General features: G+C 40.4%; 11 protein-coding genes. All 11 read right to left on the reverse strand.

The genetic code is table 11. The annotated features are described in order from the left end of the window. Positions 1 to 56: 56 nt before the first annotated feature. The 11 genes from FO447_RS04190 to FO447_RS04240 all read right to left on the reverse strand — a co-directional run bounded on the left by FO447_RS04190 (position 57) and on the right by FO447_RS04240 (position 18,267). A complete protein-coding gene (locus tag FO447_RS04190; RefSeq protein WP_200757827.1) occupies positions 57 to 3,044 on the reverse strand; it encodes a PD-(D/E)XK nuclease family protein in 2,988 nt (995 codons plus the stop codon). A gap of 76 nt (positions 3,045 to 3,120) precedes the next feature. Continuing rightward, on the reverse strand, positions 3,121 to 6,333 hold the full coding sequence (locus FO447_RS04195) for a UvrD-helicase domain-containing protein (protein ID WP_200757829.1): 3,213 nt from the start codon (positions 6,331 to 6,333) through the stop codon (positions 3,121 to 3,123). A 71-nt stretch (positions 6,334 to 6,404) separates the two neighbouring features. Next, entirely contained in the window at positions 6,405 to 8,531 is a 2,127-nt protein-coding gene (locus FO447_RS04200; RefSeq protein ID WP_200757831.1) for a DUF5686 family protein, read from the reverse strand. Between the two features lie 64 nt (positions 8,532 to 8,595). Further along, positions 8,596 to 9,468 carry a sigma-70 family RNA polymerase sigma factor gene (locus FO447_RS04205; RefSeq protein WP_006846722.1) on the reverse strand — a complete coding sequence of 291 codons (873 nt, stop codon included), beginning with the start codon at positions 9,466 to 9,468 and terminating at the stop codon, positions 8,596 to 8,598. A 116-nt stretch (positions 9,469 to 9,584) separates the two neighbouring features. After that, entirely contained in the window at positions 9,585 to 11,255 is a 1,671-nt protein-coding gene (locus FO447_RS15940; RefSeq protein WP_234699058.1) for a GH25 family lysozyme, read from the reverse strand. Beyond that, the gene (gene tilS / locus FO447_RS04215) at positions 11,252 to 12,601 is read right to left on the reverse strand and encodes a tRNA lysidine(34) synthetase TilS (protein ID WP_200757840.1); all 1,350 of its coding nucleotides are present in this window, start codon (positions 12,599 to 12,601) and stop codon (positions 11,252 to 11,254) included. Before tilS ends, FO447_RS15940 begins: the two co-directional genes overlap by 4 nt. Positions 12,602 to 12,635: 34 nt before the next feature. Next, positions 12,636 to 13,379: a 3-deoxy-manno-octulosonate cytidylyltransferase gene (gene kdsB / locus FO447_RS04220; RefSeq protein ID WP_153119194.1), complete on the reverse strand. Its 744-nt coding sequence runs from the start codon at positions 13,377 to 13,379 to the stop codon at positions 12,636 to 12,638. A 174-nt stretch (positions 13,380 to 13,553) separates the two neighbouring features. Further along, positions 13,554 to 14,792 carry an ABC transporter permease gene (locus tag FO447_RS04225; protein WP_200757842.1) on the reverse strand — a complete coding sequence of 413 codons (1,239 nt, stop codon included), beginning with the start codon at positions 14,790 to 14,792 and terminating at the stop codon, positions 13,554 to 13,556. Positions 14,793 to 14,896: 104 nt separating this feature from the next. Beyond that, the gene (locus FO447_RS04230; protein ID WP_118064192.1) at positions 14,897 to 15,673 is read right to left on the reverse strand and encodes an ABC transporter ATP-binding protein; all 777 of its coding nucleotides are present in this window, start codon (positions 15,671 to 15,673) and stop codon (positions 14,897 to 14,899) included. Positions 15,674 to 15,684: 11 nt separating this feature from the next. Next, positions 15,685 to 16,866, reverse strand: a complete 1,182-nt coding sequence (locus FO447_RS04235; RefSeq protein ID WP_153083121.1) for an efflux RND transporter periplasmic adaptor subunit — start codon at positions 16,864 to 16,866, stop codon at positions 15,685 to 15,687. 66 nt (positions 16,867 to 16,932) lie between these two features. Further along, positions 16,933 to 18,267 (reverse strand): TolC family protein, encoded by a 1,335-nt coding sequence (locus FO447_RS04240; RefSeq protein WP_200757844.1) that lies wholly within the window; start codon positions 18,265 to 18,267, stop codon positions 16,933 to 16,935. Between the last annotated feature and the right edge of the window lie 264 nt (positions 18,268 to 18,531).

Genomic DNA, 18,531 nt, shown 5'->3' on the forward strand with positions numbered 1-18,531 from the left:
CAAGTATTTTGCGCATTTTAACCAATCATTTTGGTTTCCACATATTATATATGTTTCTATGATTTGCATAAAGCTGCATATGGACAGTATTCGCAACGATGCTTATCATCTGTAGGCCGGAATGGTTGGTCCTTGTCAAAGATGTTGGCGATGAGAACTTTCAGTTGTTTCATAAACTCTTCTTCGTATACATCTATGCTACTGATGAGTTCCTTGCCCATTTTTAATGTCGGATCATAATCTTCTGCTCCTGCATTTTGTATAAACAGCAAGCCTGGAGATACGGGCTCTTGAGCCGGATTCAGATTCCTGTTGTGGCTTACAATAATCGAGTAGAGCATAGATTGTAAATAATAATCTGTATGCTTGTTGAGCATGGATGGATCAAACACTTCGCTCAGTTCTCTTGGACGTGTTGTTGAAATACGTCCTGTTTTATAGTCTATTACGCGGATTCGTTCTGCAAGATTATTGCCATTTGCATTACCGTTAGCTGCAACAGCGTCCAGTCGGTCGATAAAACCTCCTATTGACAGAGATAAATTGCCGATACTTGTTTCTACTTCGACGTCAGTTTTTACAACCAGCTCTAATCCGAGTATGGTGAATGGAGCCTGGCGCATATCTATCGTGACAAGTTGCCGGATATATCTTGCTATTACTTCTTTATTGATCAGTTGCAGACCATTATATTTTGGACGATATCCTGCAGCGCTAACTTTAAAGAGTTCTTCTCTGAATGCCTGATCAACCAGGCGATAAATCAGAGATTCGTCTTTTAAGGCTTGCTCTAATTGCTCTTTTGATACAACGATAGGACGAGTCAGTTTGAGTTCTCCTTTACCGTCGGTTGTCAGAGCATCGCTGCTTGCTAATCCCAGATAGAACAGTTCTGCTGCCCGATGGAATATATTTCCAAATACTTTGTTGTCTACTTCGTCCTCATCAATTTCATCTGGCTCAATCAGTCCTTCTACATATTTATAGTAGAATTGCTTTTCACATCTCAAATAGGTATTCAAAAATGTTGGCGTAAGCATTTTCAAATTCCTGAGCTGGCTGAGCGCATGCAGTTTTTTCTCTATTGGTTCATAAGTAGGACGCAGCGTGTTTTGTCCTGCGACCAAAGAAAAGCGCTCGATGTCATGATGGCTTTCTACCAGGAGTTGTAGCATAAAACGGCTCATCTCACCCGATTGGCCATCTTCTGTTGCGTTATTGTAACACAAAGTGATGTCGTGTGAGCGTTGGAGCAGACTGTGAAAATAATAGGCGTATATGGCTACTTTGTTATCTACCGTAGTCAAGCCGTATGCCTTTCTCAATGAATAGGGAATAAATGAAGCATCGTTTACACCTTTCGGCAGTTTTCCTTCGTTACATGAGAGTACTAAGATATGCTCGAAATCAAGATTTCGAGTTTCCAATACACCCATTACCTGTATTCCTTCTGCAGGTTCTCCGTGGAAAGGAATACTTGTTGACTGGACGAGCTGTTGGATGAGTCGTTCCAGAGTGATGCAGTCTACTGCTAAGTCTCCTGTCTGGATGAGTTCTTGCAGACGGTTCAATAATGTATAGGTCCTGAAGAGCGATTCCTGGAATAAAGGATCGTCCTGTTCTTTACTATTCACACCTATTGTCTTCAAAATATCCAGCAGATACTGGATGAGTCTCAAGTTGTATTCATTTTCTGTTGCAGTCTCACCCAAATCTTTGAAAAGCAGTGACAAGCCTTCATCACCATCCATGCTTAGGAATTGGCGGGTAGGATAGAACTGCTTCTGCTCGTCAAGAGCGCTCAAGAGTTTGCTATAATTTTGAGAGATATAGCGTGTGTATGGATGACGGAGCACCATGAGCACATTATGTAAGCGATAGTTGTTACTATGCTTGGGGTGACCTACGCCCTGCAACTTGATGAGCTGTTGCAGCAAACTGTAGAATGGTGTCTGTTGAAGCGGATAACCCAATGTTATGTTATATGATAACTGGTCGTTCTCAGAATAATCTGGCAACGACTTGATGTCTTCGTTTGTAGGAAGACTATGTATAACACTTTGTAACAATCCTTCATCGGCTAATACTATAGCCACTTTTTTCCCATATTTATAGCGTTTCTTTTCTTTAAGCCATTGGTTTACATAGCGGGCCTGAATGTTTTCAGTTGATGCCGAAATGTATGTAATGTCTTTATTGTTATCAAAGTTATGATAAATATCACGAAGATCCTGAGGAGGCATATCATTCAATTCGTTAGGATAATATTTGAGATATTCACGAATGTAGTGACCTGCCTCATGATTGTTTTGCATATAATAGTCATCGTAGTCCCAATAGAAATGTGCTTTACCCTCTTTCATCAAGCGGTCGCAGAGTTTCCGTTCTACTACTTGCATCATATTAAAACCGACAAAGAGATATTTCTTGTGTTGGAATCTGATATTTTCATCATTTACAACTTTCCTGTATAGAGCCCCCTCATAAGCCAATCCTTGTTCTTCAAGACGCATGTTGAACTGCTTATAGATATCAAGAAAATGGCTCCATAATTGTAGAAATCTCTTTTTGAGTTCTGAGTTGTGATCATCGTTGAAATTGCTGAAAAATTTCTTAATCAGCGTTTTCTGTTCTTCTGTAAGATATGAGATGTCATCAAGTTCATGTATATTGCTAAGATTGGCAAAGAGTTTTTCTGCTTCTGCCATGTTTTTATCAATATCGTCAAAATCTGTGATAAGAAGTTGTCCCCATCCATAAAAATGGTCGAGGGTCTCATCAATACCAGTGCAGGCTACGAATGTCTTATGTAAATCGCAAACAAGTTTGATTGGGTCTCCAACTTTCAATGTGCTATGTTTGCGAAACAGGTCGCTGATAGTTATGTAAGATGGCGACCAGATAGGGTGATCAGTCAAACGGGCCAGACTCTCGTTGAGGAAAAGAGCGGCGCGTTTATTTGGAAACACGACGGCAATGTCGCTGAGATTGTTTCCGTATTTCTCGAGAATATCTCTTGCTACATATTTTAAAAATGCTTTCATATCTTAATGGACTTTTCAATGTTTGCAACTGTTCTTTATGTTGCCCTACTTTTTGGAAAGGGGCAATAGAACCATATTATTTTATTACTTCAACTATTCTGTTAGGGTATACATACCATAGATAACCTTTTACTCGGTGATGTCCCATACTTTTTAACAAACCGATGTATTTTCTAACCTGTTCATGGTGTTCTACTTTCTGCTTACCGAATTTGAAGTCTACCACGATGGTTTCTTTTTTTGAGTTTTGCATCACGCGGTCTGGACGGTATTCTGCCACTTTTCCATTTTCAACTGTCAGGATAGAACATTCATTTAGTATGGTCAGTTCCTTGTCAAACCATTTTGCGACCTTTGGTGATTCAAGTCTTTTCCTGATCATCTCCTTTATTTTCTCTGGTGTGAGGTCTTGATCGTATAAAAGTCCGTCTAACTCCAACTGTTTCAGGGCTCCATCAATATCATCAACCGTGCGGATTGTAGAAAAGAGGTTGTGCAAAATGGTACCCATTTTGATATAAAACTTCTGTTGTTCTTCAGTTTCATCACGCTTTATAAAGTCACGGCTCTGGTTACTCTGTCTGAATTCTGGCATTTCAGGCGTAACATTTATTTTAATTTCTAAAGGTTGAGAATAGGCTGAGAGCACGTTTGTATCCTTCTTCTCGTTTGATTTCTTGGAAGAATCAGGTACATATATTTCATTATAGCAGAAAGATATGTCATCTGTTTTGGCATCAGAACCTATTCCTGTTAACTCCATCTTTACATCATTAGCTTCAAGTCGACTGGCTACCTTGTCGAGTACAGATTCGATAATGGCAGAACGATATGCACTATTAGCTCGTTTGCCAATTACAATCAGGTTGTGACTGGCACGTGTGAAGGCTACATAAAGCAGATTCAAATTGTCGACTATGTTTTGCAGATGTTCATGATTATAATCTGCTTCATATATACTTTGCTTCATCAGCTTAGCACTGAAATCTATAGGTACCAGTGGAAGCTCGTTGTATGGAGCTTCTTGCGGTGTGCACCAGATAGTGTTGGCTTTTTCTAGTTGCCAGTCACAGTAAGGCATGATAACATGATCGTATTCCAGTCCCTTACTCTTATGTATAGTAAGGAATCTGATACCTCCATCGCCATCGCTATGAATGCTTTTTTCGTGAATACGGTTATCCCACTCTTTCAGAAATCCAGTGATATCACTACTGTTATCTGTGAGATATTTACTTAAGCAATCATAAAAAGTACAGATGTAGGCAGTTTGCTTGATCATGTCTTTTATTTCGCCAAGTTTAAGTTCTGCAAAAAGGCGTTCTGTGAGATCGAACAGTGGCATTTCCAGATACTCAGAACGATTGGTCAAAAGTTGTTCCGGCATATTTCCTGCTTCAGAATACGTGTCACAAAACTTGTTGAGAGTTGCTAATGCAATATTGTCATTTGGGTGTACCAGTATGTAGAGAGCGTTAACCAATGTGCATACTGCTTGGGAGGCATCCAGCCTGAATGCCTCATCAGAAACCAACGGATAGTCGGAATGGTTCATAAAATACTCAGCAATGTCCTGTATGTTACGGTTGCTTCTTACCAGGATTGCTATTTTGTTGCAAGGAACACCTCTTTCAACCAACTTGTCTACAGTGTCCAGTGTGGTTTGCATCATTCTGTCTTCAATATTTTCACCGCCCAGGAGCTGAATACTGATAGAACCATTAGGAACAGAATGGTGGTCTGGTACTTGCTGGCAGACATCGCTATATGCACTTTCCAGCTGTTTACATTCCTCAGGACATTTATCCGTCAGGTCTTCAATCTCCAATTTTACTGCTTCTGTGAAAAAAGCATTGTTGAACTCAATGATGTTTCTATCAGAGCGGTAGTTGGTACCCAAAGTTTCTATGCTTACTTTTTTCGCGCTTTTATTAAATTCTTTATCAATATTATTGAGCAGTCTCCAATCGCCGGATCGCCATCTGTAAATACTTTGTTTTACGTCACCAACAATGAGGTTACCTGCATCTTCTCTACTCATGGTTTCTTCGAGCAGCACTTTAAAGTTCTTCCATTGGATGGTGCTAGTATCTTGAAACTCGTCAATCATTATATGGTCGAGTTGAGTGCCAATCTTTTCAAAGATGAATGGCGAATCGCTATCCTTTATCAGTGAGTTGAGCAAGGTCTGAGTATCGCTCAAAAGGAAACGGTTCGCCTCTCTGTTCATCTCCCTGACTTTTTTATCTATGCTTCCCAAAAGGCGGAGCTGATTAAGATGCTTTATGGTCAGATCGGTACTTTTGAAGATTCGGGTGAGTCTTGGACGATTATCTTCTGCAAACAGCAGAATAGGGTAGAGCACCGATTCTACATAATTGAAGATATCAGTACAATTTTTTACATCAGATTTTTTGACCCATGCTTCCGGACTTTCCCGACATTTACAGAAAGTATCATTATGTAGATCATCATCTGTATATTTGCCATTTTTCAGCTTGTTGAAATAGCTCCAAATACCTCTCGTTTTTCCAGCTAAGTCGTCTGACGTAAAGCCTTCTTCTTCAAGGGAATCGAAAAAAGTAGCAGCAATTTCTTTAAGCTGCTCTTTTGCCTTATTGCGCATGTTCTTCATTCGGTCGGTAAAATCCTTGAAGAAATCTTCTTGTTCCATCAATTCTGTCAGCTTGTCGGAATGAGCTTTGTAATAATCCTTGAATATGTTCTCACCGAATTTCTTGATCTGTCCTATGACATTCCAACTCTTATCATCATCAATATTTTCTTTGATATAATCCATAATCCAGAAAAGTAGACGATCGGTATCTTCAAGACTTTCTATAAGTTCATCAACGGCATGCTGTTCTATTTGATAGTCATTGAGTTCTATCCGTAAATTGGCAGTCAGATCAAGTTCACGTGCTAGATTTCTCAATACACTCTGAAAGAACGTATCGATGGTCATAACCCGGAAATAGTTATAATTATGTATGAGCAAATGCAGGGCAGATTCTGCATTTTTCTGAATTTGTTTGGATGAAAGATACGGTAAAGCCTGCTGTATTTGATTTACATAATCGTTTGCTTCTGGTAGTCCGTGTGCAATTTCGTATAATTTTCCTAAGATACGCATTTTCATTTCTTCAGTAGCTTTGTTGGTGAAGGTTACTGCAAGAATGGTTCTGTAGGAAGCAGGATTAGCTATCACGAGTGTCATATACTCGCGAGCCAAAGTAAATGTTTTACCTGATCCTGCACTTGCTTTATAAACAGTTAGTTGTGAACTCATATTTTGATTTTTTTATGATGTTATTGATATTGTGCCCTAGAAATCATGTTTTATCCATGCTTTTATGAATATTACCAATCTCTAAATAGTTCAAAACCGAAGCGACAGCCTATGCCATTAAACTTCGTGTTTTTGAAGGCTGCAAAAATCCCTAGGGTAATAGCTCTTGTTGTTACTCCATATCCCCATTCTGTATATGGGTGTAAATGGTTTACAACAAGACTGCTTACATACAGACGCTCTGCTTCTATATATTTCCCAATCAGGGGGAGCCATGCAGTTGCAATCATGGGAGCTTCATAAGTGAAATTTCCGCGAACGTAATAATCACTGGCATTATACCATTGGGATGGCAGTAATTCGAATTCTCCACTCCAACTGTCATTCCAACCTCCAGGAATATTGTTGTCATGGAAATTGGTATAGTCAACGAAGTCCCAATGGTCACCTTTACGGGTATAAAAACCTGCTCCTAATCTAACAGAATATGATTGACGGCGTGATGCTTGAAAAATAGTTTGTGCATCTACTTCTACCCGTTCGTAGTCTATGTTTGAACCTAGTAGGTTTTTCCATCCCTTTTCATAGTCTATTTTAAAGATAGAGCCTTTCTTACCCCATGGTAAGAGTTCTAAAGCTACAGCTGGTGCTACTGACACATATTTGCTTGGGTAATTAAACTGTTTATAGAAACTTTCTACTACAGCTTTTCGTTGATGTGAAACTAAACCTACTTCAAAACCGATATAGTCGTTGAAACTCCAGTGGTTAGTAAGACGAAGGTAATCATCTTTAAACTCTGTCAGTTTCCTGTTATTAGCATCAATATCTGTTGAGATTTCCGGTAACGATAATCCTGGATATTCTGAGAATAGTGGATATAGGAAATCGTTATCTTCAGGTTTGCTGATGCCTAACATCTTTCGTGCAACACGATTATTCGATATTCTATTACCATTACCGATTTCTAACTTCAGATATCCATTGTGCTTCGGGTTATAGTTGAATGTCAATGGTATATTGAAATAAAATCTGTGTTGTTTCATACTGTAACCTCCTTTAAAGCGAAGCCCCAATTCCAGATTTTCTGTAAACCTGTAGCCTCCCTTCAGGTCAAACTTGTATACAATTCCTTTTCGCTCGGAGTATCCCATATAGAGTGGGTTGAGAATAGGACTGATACGGAAGTAGCCTTGGTTTTGCTTTCCGAAGCCTTGGGAAATCCTGTTTAATACATTGTCACCGATAACATCCCAAAGTATGTCTTTTGCAAAGTTTTTCTCTGGTGTGTTGTTATTCAAGGAATCTGTTATTTGTTTTCTTTTTTCATAGAATTTTTTGTATATGTCAGCCTCATCTTGGTTTAACTCAATTGGGCGCACTTTTGCCATTAATGCTGTGTCGGCAACATTATTGAGTGAATCACTTAATATTTTCGGCAGTCCGTATACAGTTGTATACATGCCCGTTATCTTGTTACCCATAAAACTGAAGTTGGCTCTCATGCTGCACCTTGCAGGAGAAAGTGAACCAAATCCGTCTTTACCCATAATAATAGAGATATAAAAACGGGTCATATCATATTCGCCCTCAAAGTCTACCATGCTTATCTTTCCGCTTTGGGAATCAACAATGGCACGTGCTTCAATAACTTGGGTGTTTTTGAGACGTGGATATACGTAGACTTGTGCTTTGCCGAATGGTAATTGGGTGACGGCATATTTATAATATCTGCGATTCTTATAGTGGAAAGGAGAAAGAATATTCGTCTCGAAAAGTGTTTCTCCATATACCGTTGGAGTCATGTATTTCAAAACAGATGACAATGTGTTGCTTCTATGCGGAATGGTGCTTATGTTCAGCAAACGCTTGGCAACTGGTCTGCCATTTGCGTCTAGCGTCATTTGGTTATAATACTCGCTGATGAATCTTCTGCCACCGCCATGAGCCACCGCATACATTGTCGGTACTAGCATGAGCGTTGCATTGCGTTTGTTTGTTTTGATTTGAAATTTAGTGTAGGCATAACTCTTGTGCTCAGCTCTACCTGTTGTGTCAACAGATTGTGAATATTTAAATACCAAACACATCACCGAGTCACTAAAGGTGTCTCTCGGTGACATTCTTCTTGCATGTGCTGCAAAAGCCATCATGCAGAAGATAATCGTCAAAATGATGTGTGTTTGATATTTCTTCATCTATTATGAGTTAAGATGTTACTTGGCAGAAAAACTATTCCAAATATTTTGGACAGCAGCTTTCCTAACCAAGATATTTCATAAGGATTCCTATCTTCCCGGATTCTCTCAGTTTGGTGATGCTTTTTTCTCTTATTTGGCGAACTCGCTCACGGGTCAGCCCCATTTTATCACCAATTTCCTCGAGTCCCTTTTCGGTTTCCCCAATTCCGTAGCATGCGCAGATAATTTTCAGTTCGCGATCCTTGAGGCAAACTTTTAAAACCTGTCTTAGGTCTTGTGCCATACTTTCATGGTCAACCTGCTTGTCTGTTCTGGCATCGTCTCCGCTTGCCATTACATCTGCCATAGAGTTGTCATCGTCATCACTGAATGGAGCATCGATGCTTACATGATGACCACTGGCAGCCATGCTCTGAGAAATCTTGTCCTCGTCAACACCTGTTCTGGCAGCAAGTTCTTCAACGCTTGGACGACGTTGGTTTTCCTGCTCAAACTTATTAATTTCCTGGTTTACCTTATTGAGTGATCCTACCTGGTTGAGAGGAAGTCGAACAATTCGGCTTTGCTCTGCTATTGCCTGTAAAATACTCTGACGAATCCACCATACAGCGTATGAGATAAATTTGAACCCTCGTGTTTCGTCGAAGCGTTCCGCAGCTTTGATGAGTCCGATGTTTCCTTCGTCAATCAAGTCTGTCAAGGTGAGTCCCTGGTGCTGATATTGTTTTGCTACCGACACCACAAAACGTAAGTTGGCTTCAATCAACTTATTTTTTGCTCTTTCGCCAGCTCTACCTCCCTTGCGGATAGCTTGAGCCAATTCTATTTCTTCATCAATAGAAACCATTGGGGCTCTACCTATCTCTACAAGATATTTGTCGAGGGCTTCACTATTACGATTGGTTATACTCTTTTGTATCTTAAGCTGTCTCATTATCTTTCCTCTTAGTTACACATTGCACAATTGGCGCAAAGATAATAAAAATATTGATACACGACTATAATTATAACTTACTTTAACGTAATTAACCTAACTTACTCATTTAAAGGTTATTTTACGGTCTTGTTCTTAACAAAACTTTGAAAAGCGTCATCGTATCCGTTAAACACGTTGATGTCTACCTCTCCATGTATTCCTGCTACTCTTCCGTCGGGGCAGAGTTGCCAATATACCAATCGGATGTCTGGTTTATACTCTCCATATCGTGCAATCCAAACCTGGTAGTTATGTTTCAGATCGGGAGCCTTTGGCAGATAGCGATTTACGAAAGTTTGGCTGATGTAAAGAATAGGCTTAACACCTGTTGTTCTCTCTACTATTCTAAGCCAAGTTCTAATGCGTGCAAACAATATTCCAGACCCTCCCATTTTCTTGATTTGACTAGGAAGCGGTTCAACATCAAGAACTGGAGGAAAATCGCCTTTCCTAATGATACTGTGTTTCAGAAAGTGTCGTGCCTGTTCGGCAGCAGGTGTTATGGTGGTAAAGAAGTGATAGGTTCCAACCTTGTAACCATGTGCTTTTGCATCACGATAATCTTTTCTGTAATATGGATTTAACAGCGATTTACCTTCTGTACTCTTGATATAGATGAAGCGAATAGGGAAGTTTACTGTACCTGAAACTGTCTTTTTGCTGAGGCGGCCAAGATGTGTAATGCGTAAACGGTTCCAGTTGATAGCATATTTTTTTCTGCCTTTTCCATGCTGGTATTTGCTCAGATCAATTCCATAAATACGTTCCGATGTATATACGAGTCTTTCGCCTTTATAGCGGTCATTTTTCCATTCGCCTATTCGTAATGGCTTCTTGGGAGCAATGCTGAATCCGAATCCTTCACGTTTCCCGTTTTTCCAGTAACCTTCATAATAGGTTCCATCGTATCCTTGCCAGCATCCATGACCGTTTGGTTGATAGATGCTGTCGGTTGTACCCCGATAATATCCTAGAGAATCAGGTAAGAGGGTGTAATCAATAGAGCGTCGAAGTGTGACTCCATGAGCTGTTGCTAAAGATGCTGCAAGTTGAGGTGAAATAGCTTTAACCCCTTCAGGAGTTGTTTCTGAGGAAAGTTGGAATGTGTGGCTTCCTTGTGCAGTTTCTCCATTCATTGCTTTGATGAGTTTGCATGCCTGACTCTTCCATTTTCCGTTCTCGTCTCTATAATAGGCTTGATATGAAATGGAGCGTTTCAACTTGAAATGTCCCTTTTTCTGTACATGTTTCAGGGAATCAATCAGTTTCTTGGCAGAATCGCGTAGTTCCAGTTCGTGTTGGGTATAAGCGCAAATAGCGTTGTAGCCTACATCCTGGACTGAATGAGAGTGAATATAATAGTTCAGTTCTCCAACTTTCCATTTGGAGTCTCTATACAAACTGTCTAAAGAATCAACTTTCTCTTTAAAGATGCTATCCGCATCTTTGCCAAGATAGTGACTCCGGCTGATGCTGTTGTTGTAGCAGGCGGCAAGTCTTCCTTCACATGAAGGAATCAACGCCCAACGATTCATAAAGTTGGCAGCCAGTGTCGTAGTGTCTTCGTCGAACCGGAGTATTGTTTTTCCATTTTGAATTAATTCATAGTGACTGTATACTTTTATGTTTGCTTTTGCCTTGTTCACTCTATCACTTGATGGGTTCAGGCAATAATAGCTCCATGTGCTGGCGGCAGCCAGCAGAATGAGAACTAAACTTGTGATATATAATATTTTCTTTTTCATTTGATGATGACCTCCAATATTTTCTTGGTGGTTTCGGTAATCTTTGTTTTTTCAGACGTACGTTCGCCGATAAGCCAGATGATTTCACCTTTACTATCAGTTAATACATGCTGTGTCTTCTTTTGTATAAAGTCAAATTTCCTATCGGTCATATAGTCACTCAACAGTTTGCTACCCTTCATGCCGAAAGGTTGAAATCTGTCGCCTTCTTTTACCAGTCGGTAGGTGAGGGGAAAACTGACTTTTTCAGCATCCAAAGTGATACATTGCGATTCTTTGCTTGGCATGAAGTCACCCATATGCGAGAAGATTCTTATCTTGATTTGGGTTCCTTCGTCCATGTTGTAAATGCCTTCTTCTGGCAGTCGGAACGCTCTTTGCTCCTGAATGTTATTCAAGTCTTTTATGTTAGAGATCAACAGCTGTTCTCTGTCGATGACTATCATATAGTCTTCGTTTTTCCAGATTTTACCGACACCACAACCCTGACTGAAGAGGCTTTCACAGATGTCATCAATGACATTGCCGTGAAAACCATATCTGCCTAATTCTTTATGGAGTATGAATTCCGGACTTGGAGCATTCATGACAGATACTTTAGGGATATATATAACTTTCCTATAAGAGTCGGTTGTACTGATGCTATCCATGCTCTCAAGTATACTTTTCGCTTGGCGTATGTATTTGGCAGAGAGAGCGATATTTTCACTTGCTGCCGGGTTGATACTTTCTAAAAGAGGTACTACATGATGGCGAATTTTATTTCTTAAAGCATCGTCTTCCAAATTTGTTGAATCTGTGACAAAATCTTGCTTTTTTTCTTTTAGGTATTGCAATATATCCTGTCGGCTGATGCAGAGAAGAGGGCGCAGAATATTTCCGTTTTTGGGGGCGATGCCTGCTAATCCGTCTACTCCAGATCCTCTTAACAGATTCAGAAGTAAAGTTTCTACATTGTCATCGCGATGATGGGCCACACAAATGCCTCCTGCATGCAAGTCTTTTACTAATTGGGCAAAATAGCTGTAGCGTAAGTTGCGTGCAGCCATTTCGATACTTACCTTGTGCAAATGGGCATAAGCATAAGTATCAAAATGGATTCGAGACAAACTGATTCCCTGTTGTTGGCACAGATTTACACAAAATTGCTCGTCTCTGTTACTCTCTTCACCGCGAAGGTGAAAGTTACAGTGCGCAGCAGAAATATTCAGTCCTATATTTTTCAAGATAAGCAATAGGGCAACGCTATCTGCTCCTCCGGACAAGGCAACGATATATGGTGTTTGCCACTTGAACATACCATGGTGAATAATATATTTTTTGACGATATTTTCAATTTTGTTCATTCTGTGATACTTTAAAAGTATATGATGTTTCTTATTACTTTCTGTTTTTCAAAAAGTCTTCTGCCCGCTGCAAATCTTCTGGCGTGTCGATGCCTACAGTTTCTACATCTGTAGTACCAACTTTTATCTTGTAGCCATTCTGCAGCCATCGAAGCTGTTCCAGGCTCTCTGCTATTTCTAGTGAGCTTTGTGGCAGTTTGGTTACCTCTTTTAAAACTTCTTTGCGGTAAGCATAGATGCCCAAATGTTTCAGATAAGGAAAACTCTTGAGCCATTCTTCCTCTTCCTTTCCTCTTACGTATGGAATGATGCTGCGAGAAAAATACATAGCAAAGCCTTGATTGTCTACAACAATCTTTGGACTATTAGGATTTTTTACAGCTTCCATACTGGTAAAAGCTTTTCCTAAAGTGGCAATTTGGGTTGTTGGGTCATCAAAACACTGGCAGATGGTTTCCAATTGACTCTTGTCTACAAAAGGTTCATCTCCTTGAACATTGACAATGACATCCCAGTCTCCACCAATTTTTTCGATAGCTTCTTCTATGCGGTCAGTACCGCTCTTATGATCCTTGCGCGTCATAACAGCTTTACCGCCAAATGCTTCTACAGCATTGAAAATTCGCTCATCGTCTGTTGCAACATAGGCTGCTTCTAGACAAGCTGCTACTTTCTCATAAACATGCTGTATCACTGGTTTGCCATCTAACATGGCAAGTGGCTTTCCCGGGAAACGTGTTGATGCGTATCTTGCTGGAATAATTCCTATAAATTTCATAATCTTCTATATTTAAACCTGTTTACTATTCAATTCATGCGATTCGTTTAACTTCAAATAAAAAAAAGTTGCACTTCCGCAGACGCAAAAGTACAACTTTATTTTGTATTCACCAAAAAACTTTTTGTTTTTTTTGAAAAACCTCAGAGAATATTTAATGTTCTCCCCATTTTTTTATTCGTATCTGATAGCCTCGATAGGGTCGAGCCTTGCTGCCTTCTTTGCAGGATACCATCCAAAGAAAACGCCAGTAAATGTACAGACTGCAAAACTCATAATAATGCTCCAAGGCTCTATTTGGGTGGCTATATGGAAGAAAGAGTTCAGACTGAGCGATAAACTAACTCCCAATATCACTCCTATAATACCGCCAGTTACAGAAAGTAAGATAGCTTCTATCAGAAACTGGTTCAAAATATCAATACCTCGTGCGCCCACACTCATTCGAAGACCTATTTCGCGGGTGCGTTCTGTTACAGATACATACATGATGTTCATGATTCCGATGCCGCCTACCAGCAGCGAGATTCCTGCCACGGATCCGAGCAGGATGGTGATTGTAGACATGGTAGAATTCATCATGCTTGAAATTTCCTCTTGAGAGCGGATATTGAAGTCATCTTCATCTGCTTCAGTAGTATCTGTTGCGTCTTTCAATTTGTGTTTGCGTCGCAATATTTCTGTAATCTGATCTTGGGCAGGTTGAGAAGCCTCTTCGGTGATAGCTGAGCAGACGATGCCTCCTAAATAGGTTTGTGCCATAATTCGCTTCATTACTGTTGTATAGGGGGCAAGTACCAAATCATCCTGGTCCATACCCATACTATTGTAACCTTTCTTCTTCAAGACACCGATTACTCTGAATGGAATGCTGTTAAATCGCACAACCTTACCGATAGGATCACTGCCATCAGGGAAAAGATAGTCAACTACTGTCTGTCCCAAAATACAAACTTTAGATGCAGCCTTAATGTCTGTATCAGTAAACATTTCTCCATCTGCCACTTTCAGTTGTCGGATGGAAAGATAGTCTTGGTTTACACCATAAATGGAACTTTGGGTGTTGTTGTTTCCGTAGATCCACTGTCCGGAACTGTTTACAGTAGGAGAAATAGCTGAGATATAATTACATTCGTCTTTGATGCTCTGATAGTCGGCTTGCTTCAGCGTCTCCATTGACGAAGCATCCTGTCTCACACCGCCACGCATGTCTGCACCTGGTGAAATCATAATCATGTTTGATCCCATCTCTGCGATGTTTGCCTTGATGCTGGCTTTACTTCCTTGTCCGATGGCAAGCATGGTAATAACCGCAGCAATACCGATGATGATGCCAAGTGCGGTAAGGAAAGAGCGCATTTTGTTGGCAGCAATGGCGCGGATGGCTATTTTGAAAAGATTCTGATAATTCATTTTACTTGTTGTAATGTTAAATGTTAAATGTTAAGTGTTAAGTGAAAACTTCGTTTGCTATTGGATGCTAAGTAATTTAACATTCAACACTTAACATTGAAAACTTATTCGTCCGTGTTGGCCGGCAAGGCTGCCAGACCTTCGGCTGCCGAGAGAATATGTTCGTTATAGGTGTCGCTGATGATGTGACCATCACGCAGTTCGATATTACGACTCGAATAATTTGCAATGTCTGGGTTATGGGTAACGAAGATGATGGTTCTTCCTTCTGCATAAAGTTTCTGGAAGAGTACCAGAATCTCGAAACTGGTTCTGGTGTCGAGATTACCCGTAGCTTCATCAGCAAGTATCACAGCGGGGTTGTTGACCAACGCACGAGCTATGGCTACACGCTGCATCTGTCCTCCAGACATCTGATTACTCTTATGATAGAGACGTTCTCCTAAACCAACAGCTTTCAGCGATTCGATAGCACGTTGCTTTCGTTCTTCTGCGCTTACGTTCGGGTTGTACATCAGTGGAAGTTCTACATTTTCTACACTTGTAGTCTTCGGTAGAAGATTGTAGTTCTGGAAGATGAATCCAATCTTTCGGTTTCTAAGAATGGCGCGATCATTACGTGACATCTTTCGTACGCTTACTCCATCCAGATAGTATTCGCCACTGGATGGGGTATCGAGACAACCTAGCTGGTTCAGCAGGGTAGATTTACCTGATCCTGATTTACCCATGATGGTAACAAACTCACCTTCGTATATTTTAAAGCTTACACCTTTTAGGGCGTGGACAGTTTCCTCACCCACAAGAAAGTCGCGACGAACATTGTCGAGTTCTATCACAACTTTCTTTTCGCTGTTTGCTTGAATATTGTCGTTTGTCATACTCTTATTCCTTATTTTTTCTTTCCTCTAGGTCCAGGACCGCTAATCAAACCTTGACTTTGTTGAGGCTCCTCATTCTCTTCAGGGGTATTAACTATGATTTCAGTTACAATCTTCTGTCCCTTCTTCAAGCCCTTGATAATTTCAGTATGTATACCGTCGCTCTGACCGATGGTTACAGAATGAGCTGTAAGGGTATTGTTAGCAAGCGTCCAAACTTTGTTCTTTCCTTTGCAGTCAACAATCTTGATGTTCTTTCCCACTGTTTCCTTGGTTGGAGTAAAGCGGAGTGCTTTGTTGGCAACGGCAAGAATACCAGCTCGTTCTTGTGTAAAGATGGTAACATTTGCAGTCAGTCCTGGTTTTAACTTGAGATCTGCGTTGGGTGCAGAGATGACAACTTCGTAAGTAACTACATTGTTTGTTGTAGTAGCTTCCAGACGAACCTGTTTTACTGTTCCCTGGAATACATCGTCAGGATAAGCATCTACTGTAAAATTAACGCGGTCACCTTCTTTTACACCGCCTATATCTGCCTCGTCAACATTTGCAATCACCTGCATGTTGGTCAGATCTTTAGCGATAGTAAAGAGTTCTGGCGTGTTGAAACTTGCTGCTACGGTCTGTCCTTCCTCTACGCTTTTTGATATGACAGTTCCATCTATTGGGGATGTAATTGTAGCATAGCTCAGGTTGGTTTGGGCTTTCTGTACATTTTCCTTGGCCGAAGCTACTTGCTCTTTCGCCTGGCGATAGGTGAGAAGCGCATTTTCATAATCGTCAGCACTTACCAAACCTTTCTTATAGAGGGTCTGGTAGCGGCTCATGTTTGCACTCTGATAGTTCAAACTGCTTTGCGCACTTGCCAGGTTAGCTTTGGCAGTATTCAACTCGCTCATCAGGTTGGTTTTGTCGAGTTCAGCTATGACTTCACCTTTTTTTACCTGCGAATTGTAATCAACATAAAGTTTGTTTACAATACCACTCACCTGTGTACCAACCGTTACAGAAGTTACCGCTTCAATAGTACCGGTTGCAGTTACACTATTCTGTAATGTTTGTGTGGTTACTGCTTCTTGCTTGAAGTCTATTTGCTCTTCGTTTTTGCTTCCTGAGAACAGCCATGCTGCCACAGCTACGATGATTACCACAATCATGGCAATCCAGATTTTGCTGATTCTAAGTTTTTTCATAAAAATGTATGTATACCTATTAATGATTTGCAATATGTTTTTGGATGTTAATACCAATCTTTCTCTTTAGATTCTGCCGTTTTGGTAGAATTTCAACATGTTGATATTCAGAATGGTAAGATACTTTGCCTGAAGTTCGTTCTGCTTAGCCTTCAGAAGATTATCTTTGCCAGTTCTCAATTCTACGATGTTCTTTAATCCCAGTTTAAACTGCTCACTTAACAGATCGTAGCTTGTTTGGGCACTCTCGCTGCTCACCTTGGCAGCCTTAAACTGGCTTTGGTTTGTATTAGCCTGCAACCAATAGTTTTCGATAGTAGAGTAGAGCTTAGTTTGCTCATTCTTTATATCGAGCAGGATGCTTTCACGCTGAATGAGTGCTTTGTTGACAGAAGTCTTGGTCTGTCGGTTATCAAAGATAGGAATGCTGACACCGATTCCACCACCCAGGCTGAAGTTGGTTTTTATCTGGCTGCCCCAACCGTTTTTGTTCATGGATGTGGTGCTGGTCGTAGCTCCTGCATTTGCGCTGATGGTTGGCAACTTTCCTGCCTTTGCAATCTTGATGTTCAGATCGTTCTGGTCGAGTTGGTTTTGATAGCTCAAAAACTCAGGGCGATTCTGAAGCGCAGCTGTATAGACACTGTTCATTCCTGGGATAGAGGCCAGAGCCATCTGGTCAGTTGTGCTTGGAATAGCGATGTCGAAAGCTTCTTCACTGGTAATCTGCAGGATTTCCTTCAACTGTCGTTTGTAGTTCTTTACGTTGCTTTCAGCCTGCACGATGTTAAACTCATCTTGTGCTCTCTGTGCTGTGAGTTGTGCTAAGTCTGCTTGGCTCATCTTGCCAATTTTTACCATTTCCTTACCACGCTCTTCGTTTTGAACACTCGACTGATAACTTTCTTTGTTTACGTTGATAGCCTCTGTAGAGTAGAGTATCTGTACGTAAAGTTGAGCTATCTGTTCTTGCAGGTTGAGGGCTTGTGCTGTCGAATCGAGTTGTGCCGCTTCCTTTGCCAGCTTGTTCAGTTTCACCTGATTTCTGTTTTTGTTTCCGTTCCAAATCGTGTAATTGCCCATCACGCTATAGCTGCCATTGTAATATACCTTGTCGATGGAAGCTTTGCTGAAACCTTCTCCGCTGATTCCATTAGAAACCCAAGGCGTATAGTTTACATTTTGATTGGTGCTGGCAGAGAGCGATGGCAGAAGTGCTGACTTTGATTGCAGATAGTCCTCCTGAGCTGAAGCTTTTGTGAGTTGAGTCTTCTGCAGTTGAATGTTGTTAGCCAGTGCGTAACTGATACAATCCTGCAGTGACCATTGCTTAGCTTGTACAGCGATAGGAGCCGACATGATGAACAGCGCTACCGCCATGTTTTTTAAACTTGCGTTCATACTCTTTTTACTTTTTGTTTTCATTTTTACAGAACTCTTTGCATCTGTTCTGATTAAATGTGGATTAATGTTCTTACTTTCCATAATTGCAAATCTTAATAGGATACATCATTTTTTGATTTGACGTAAGCGTCGCCTATAAAGTTGCAACTGATATGTGTTTTTGATTAAAAACGTGATGATAGGTTTAATATTTTCATTTATCTTTAACAATCCTTTTCATAGTGAAAGATTTCTTTTGCTTTTCCACATTAATTTATTTAT

It is taken from the genome of Segatella copri (assembly GCF_015074785.1).
GTDB lineage: Bacteria > Bacteroidota > Bacteroidia > Bacteroidales > Bacteroidaceae > Prevotella.

Coding starts and splice junctions, on each gene's coding strand:
- FO447_RS04240 (WP_200757844.1), bottom strand. CDS start 18,267: ATGAACGCAAGTTTAAAAAACATGGCGGTAGCGCTGTTCATCATGTCG.
- FO447_RS04205 (WP_006846722.1), bottom strand. CDS start 9,468: ATGAGACAGCTTAAGATACAAAAGAGTATAACCAATCGTAATAGTGAA.
- kdsB (WP_153119194.1), bottom strand. CDS start 13,379: ATGAAATTTATAGGAATTATTCCAGCAAGATACGCATCAACACGTTTC.
- FO447_RS15940 (WP_234699058.1), bottom strand. CDS start 11,255: ATGAAAAAGAAAATATTATATATCACAAGTTTAGTTCTCATTCTGCTG.
- FO447_RS04195 (WP_200757829.1), bottom strand. CDS start 6,333: ATGAGTTCACAACTAACTGTTTATAAAGCAAGTGCAGGATCAGGTAAA.
- FO447_RS04235 (WP_153083121.1), bottom strand. CDS start 16,866: ATGAAAAAACTTAGAATCAGCAAAATCTGGATTGCCATGATTGTGGTA.
- FO447_RS04230 (WP_118064192.1), bottom strand. CDS start 15,673: ATGACAAACGACAATATTCAAGCAAACAGCGAAAAGAAAGTTGTGATA.
- FO447_RS04190 (WP_200757827.1), bottom strand. CDS start 3,044: ATGAAAGCATTTTTAAAATATGTAGCAAGAGATATTCTCGAGAAATAC.
- tilS (WP_200757840.1), bottom strand. CDS start 12,601: ATGAACAAAATTGAAAATATCGTCAAAAAATATATTATTCACCATGGT.
- FO447_RS04225 (WP_200757842.1), bottom strand. CDS start 14,792: ATGAATTATCAGAATCTTTTCAAAATAGCCATCCGCGCCATTGCTGCC.
- FO447_RS04200 (WP_200757831.1), bottom strand. CDS start 8,531: ATGAAGAAATATCAAACACACATCATTTTGACGATTATCTTCTGCATG.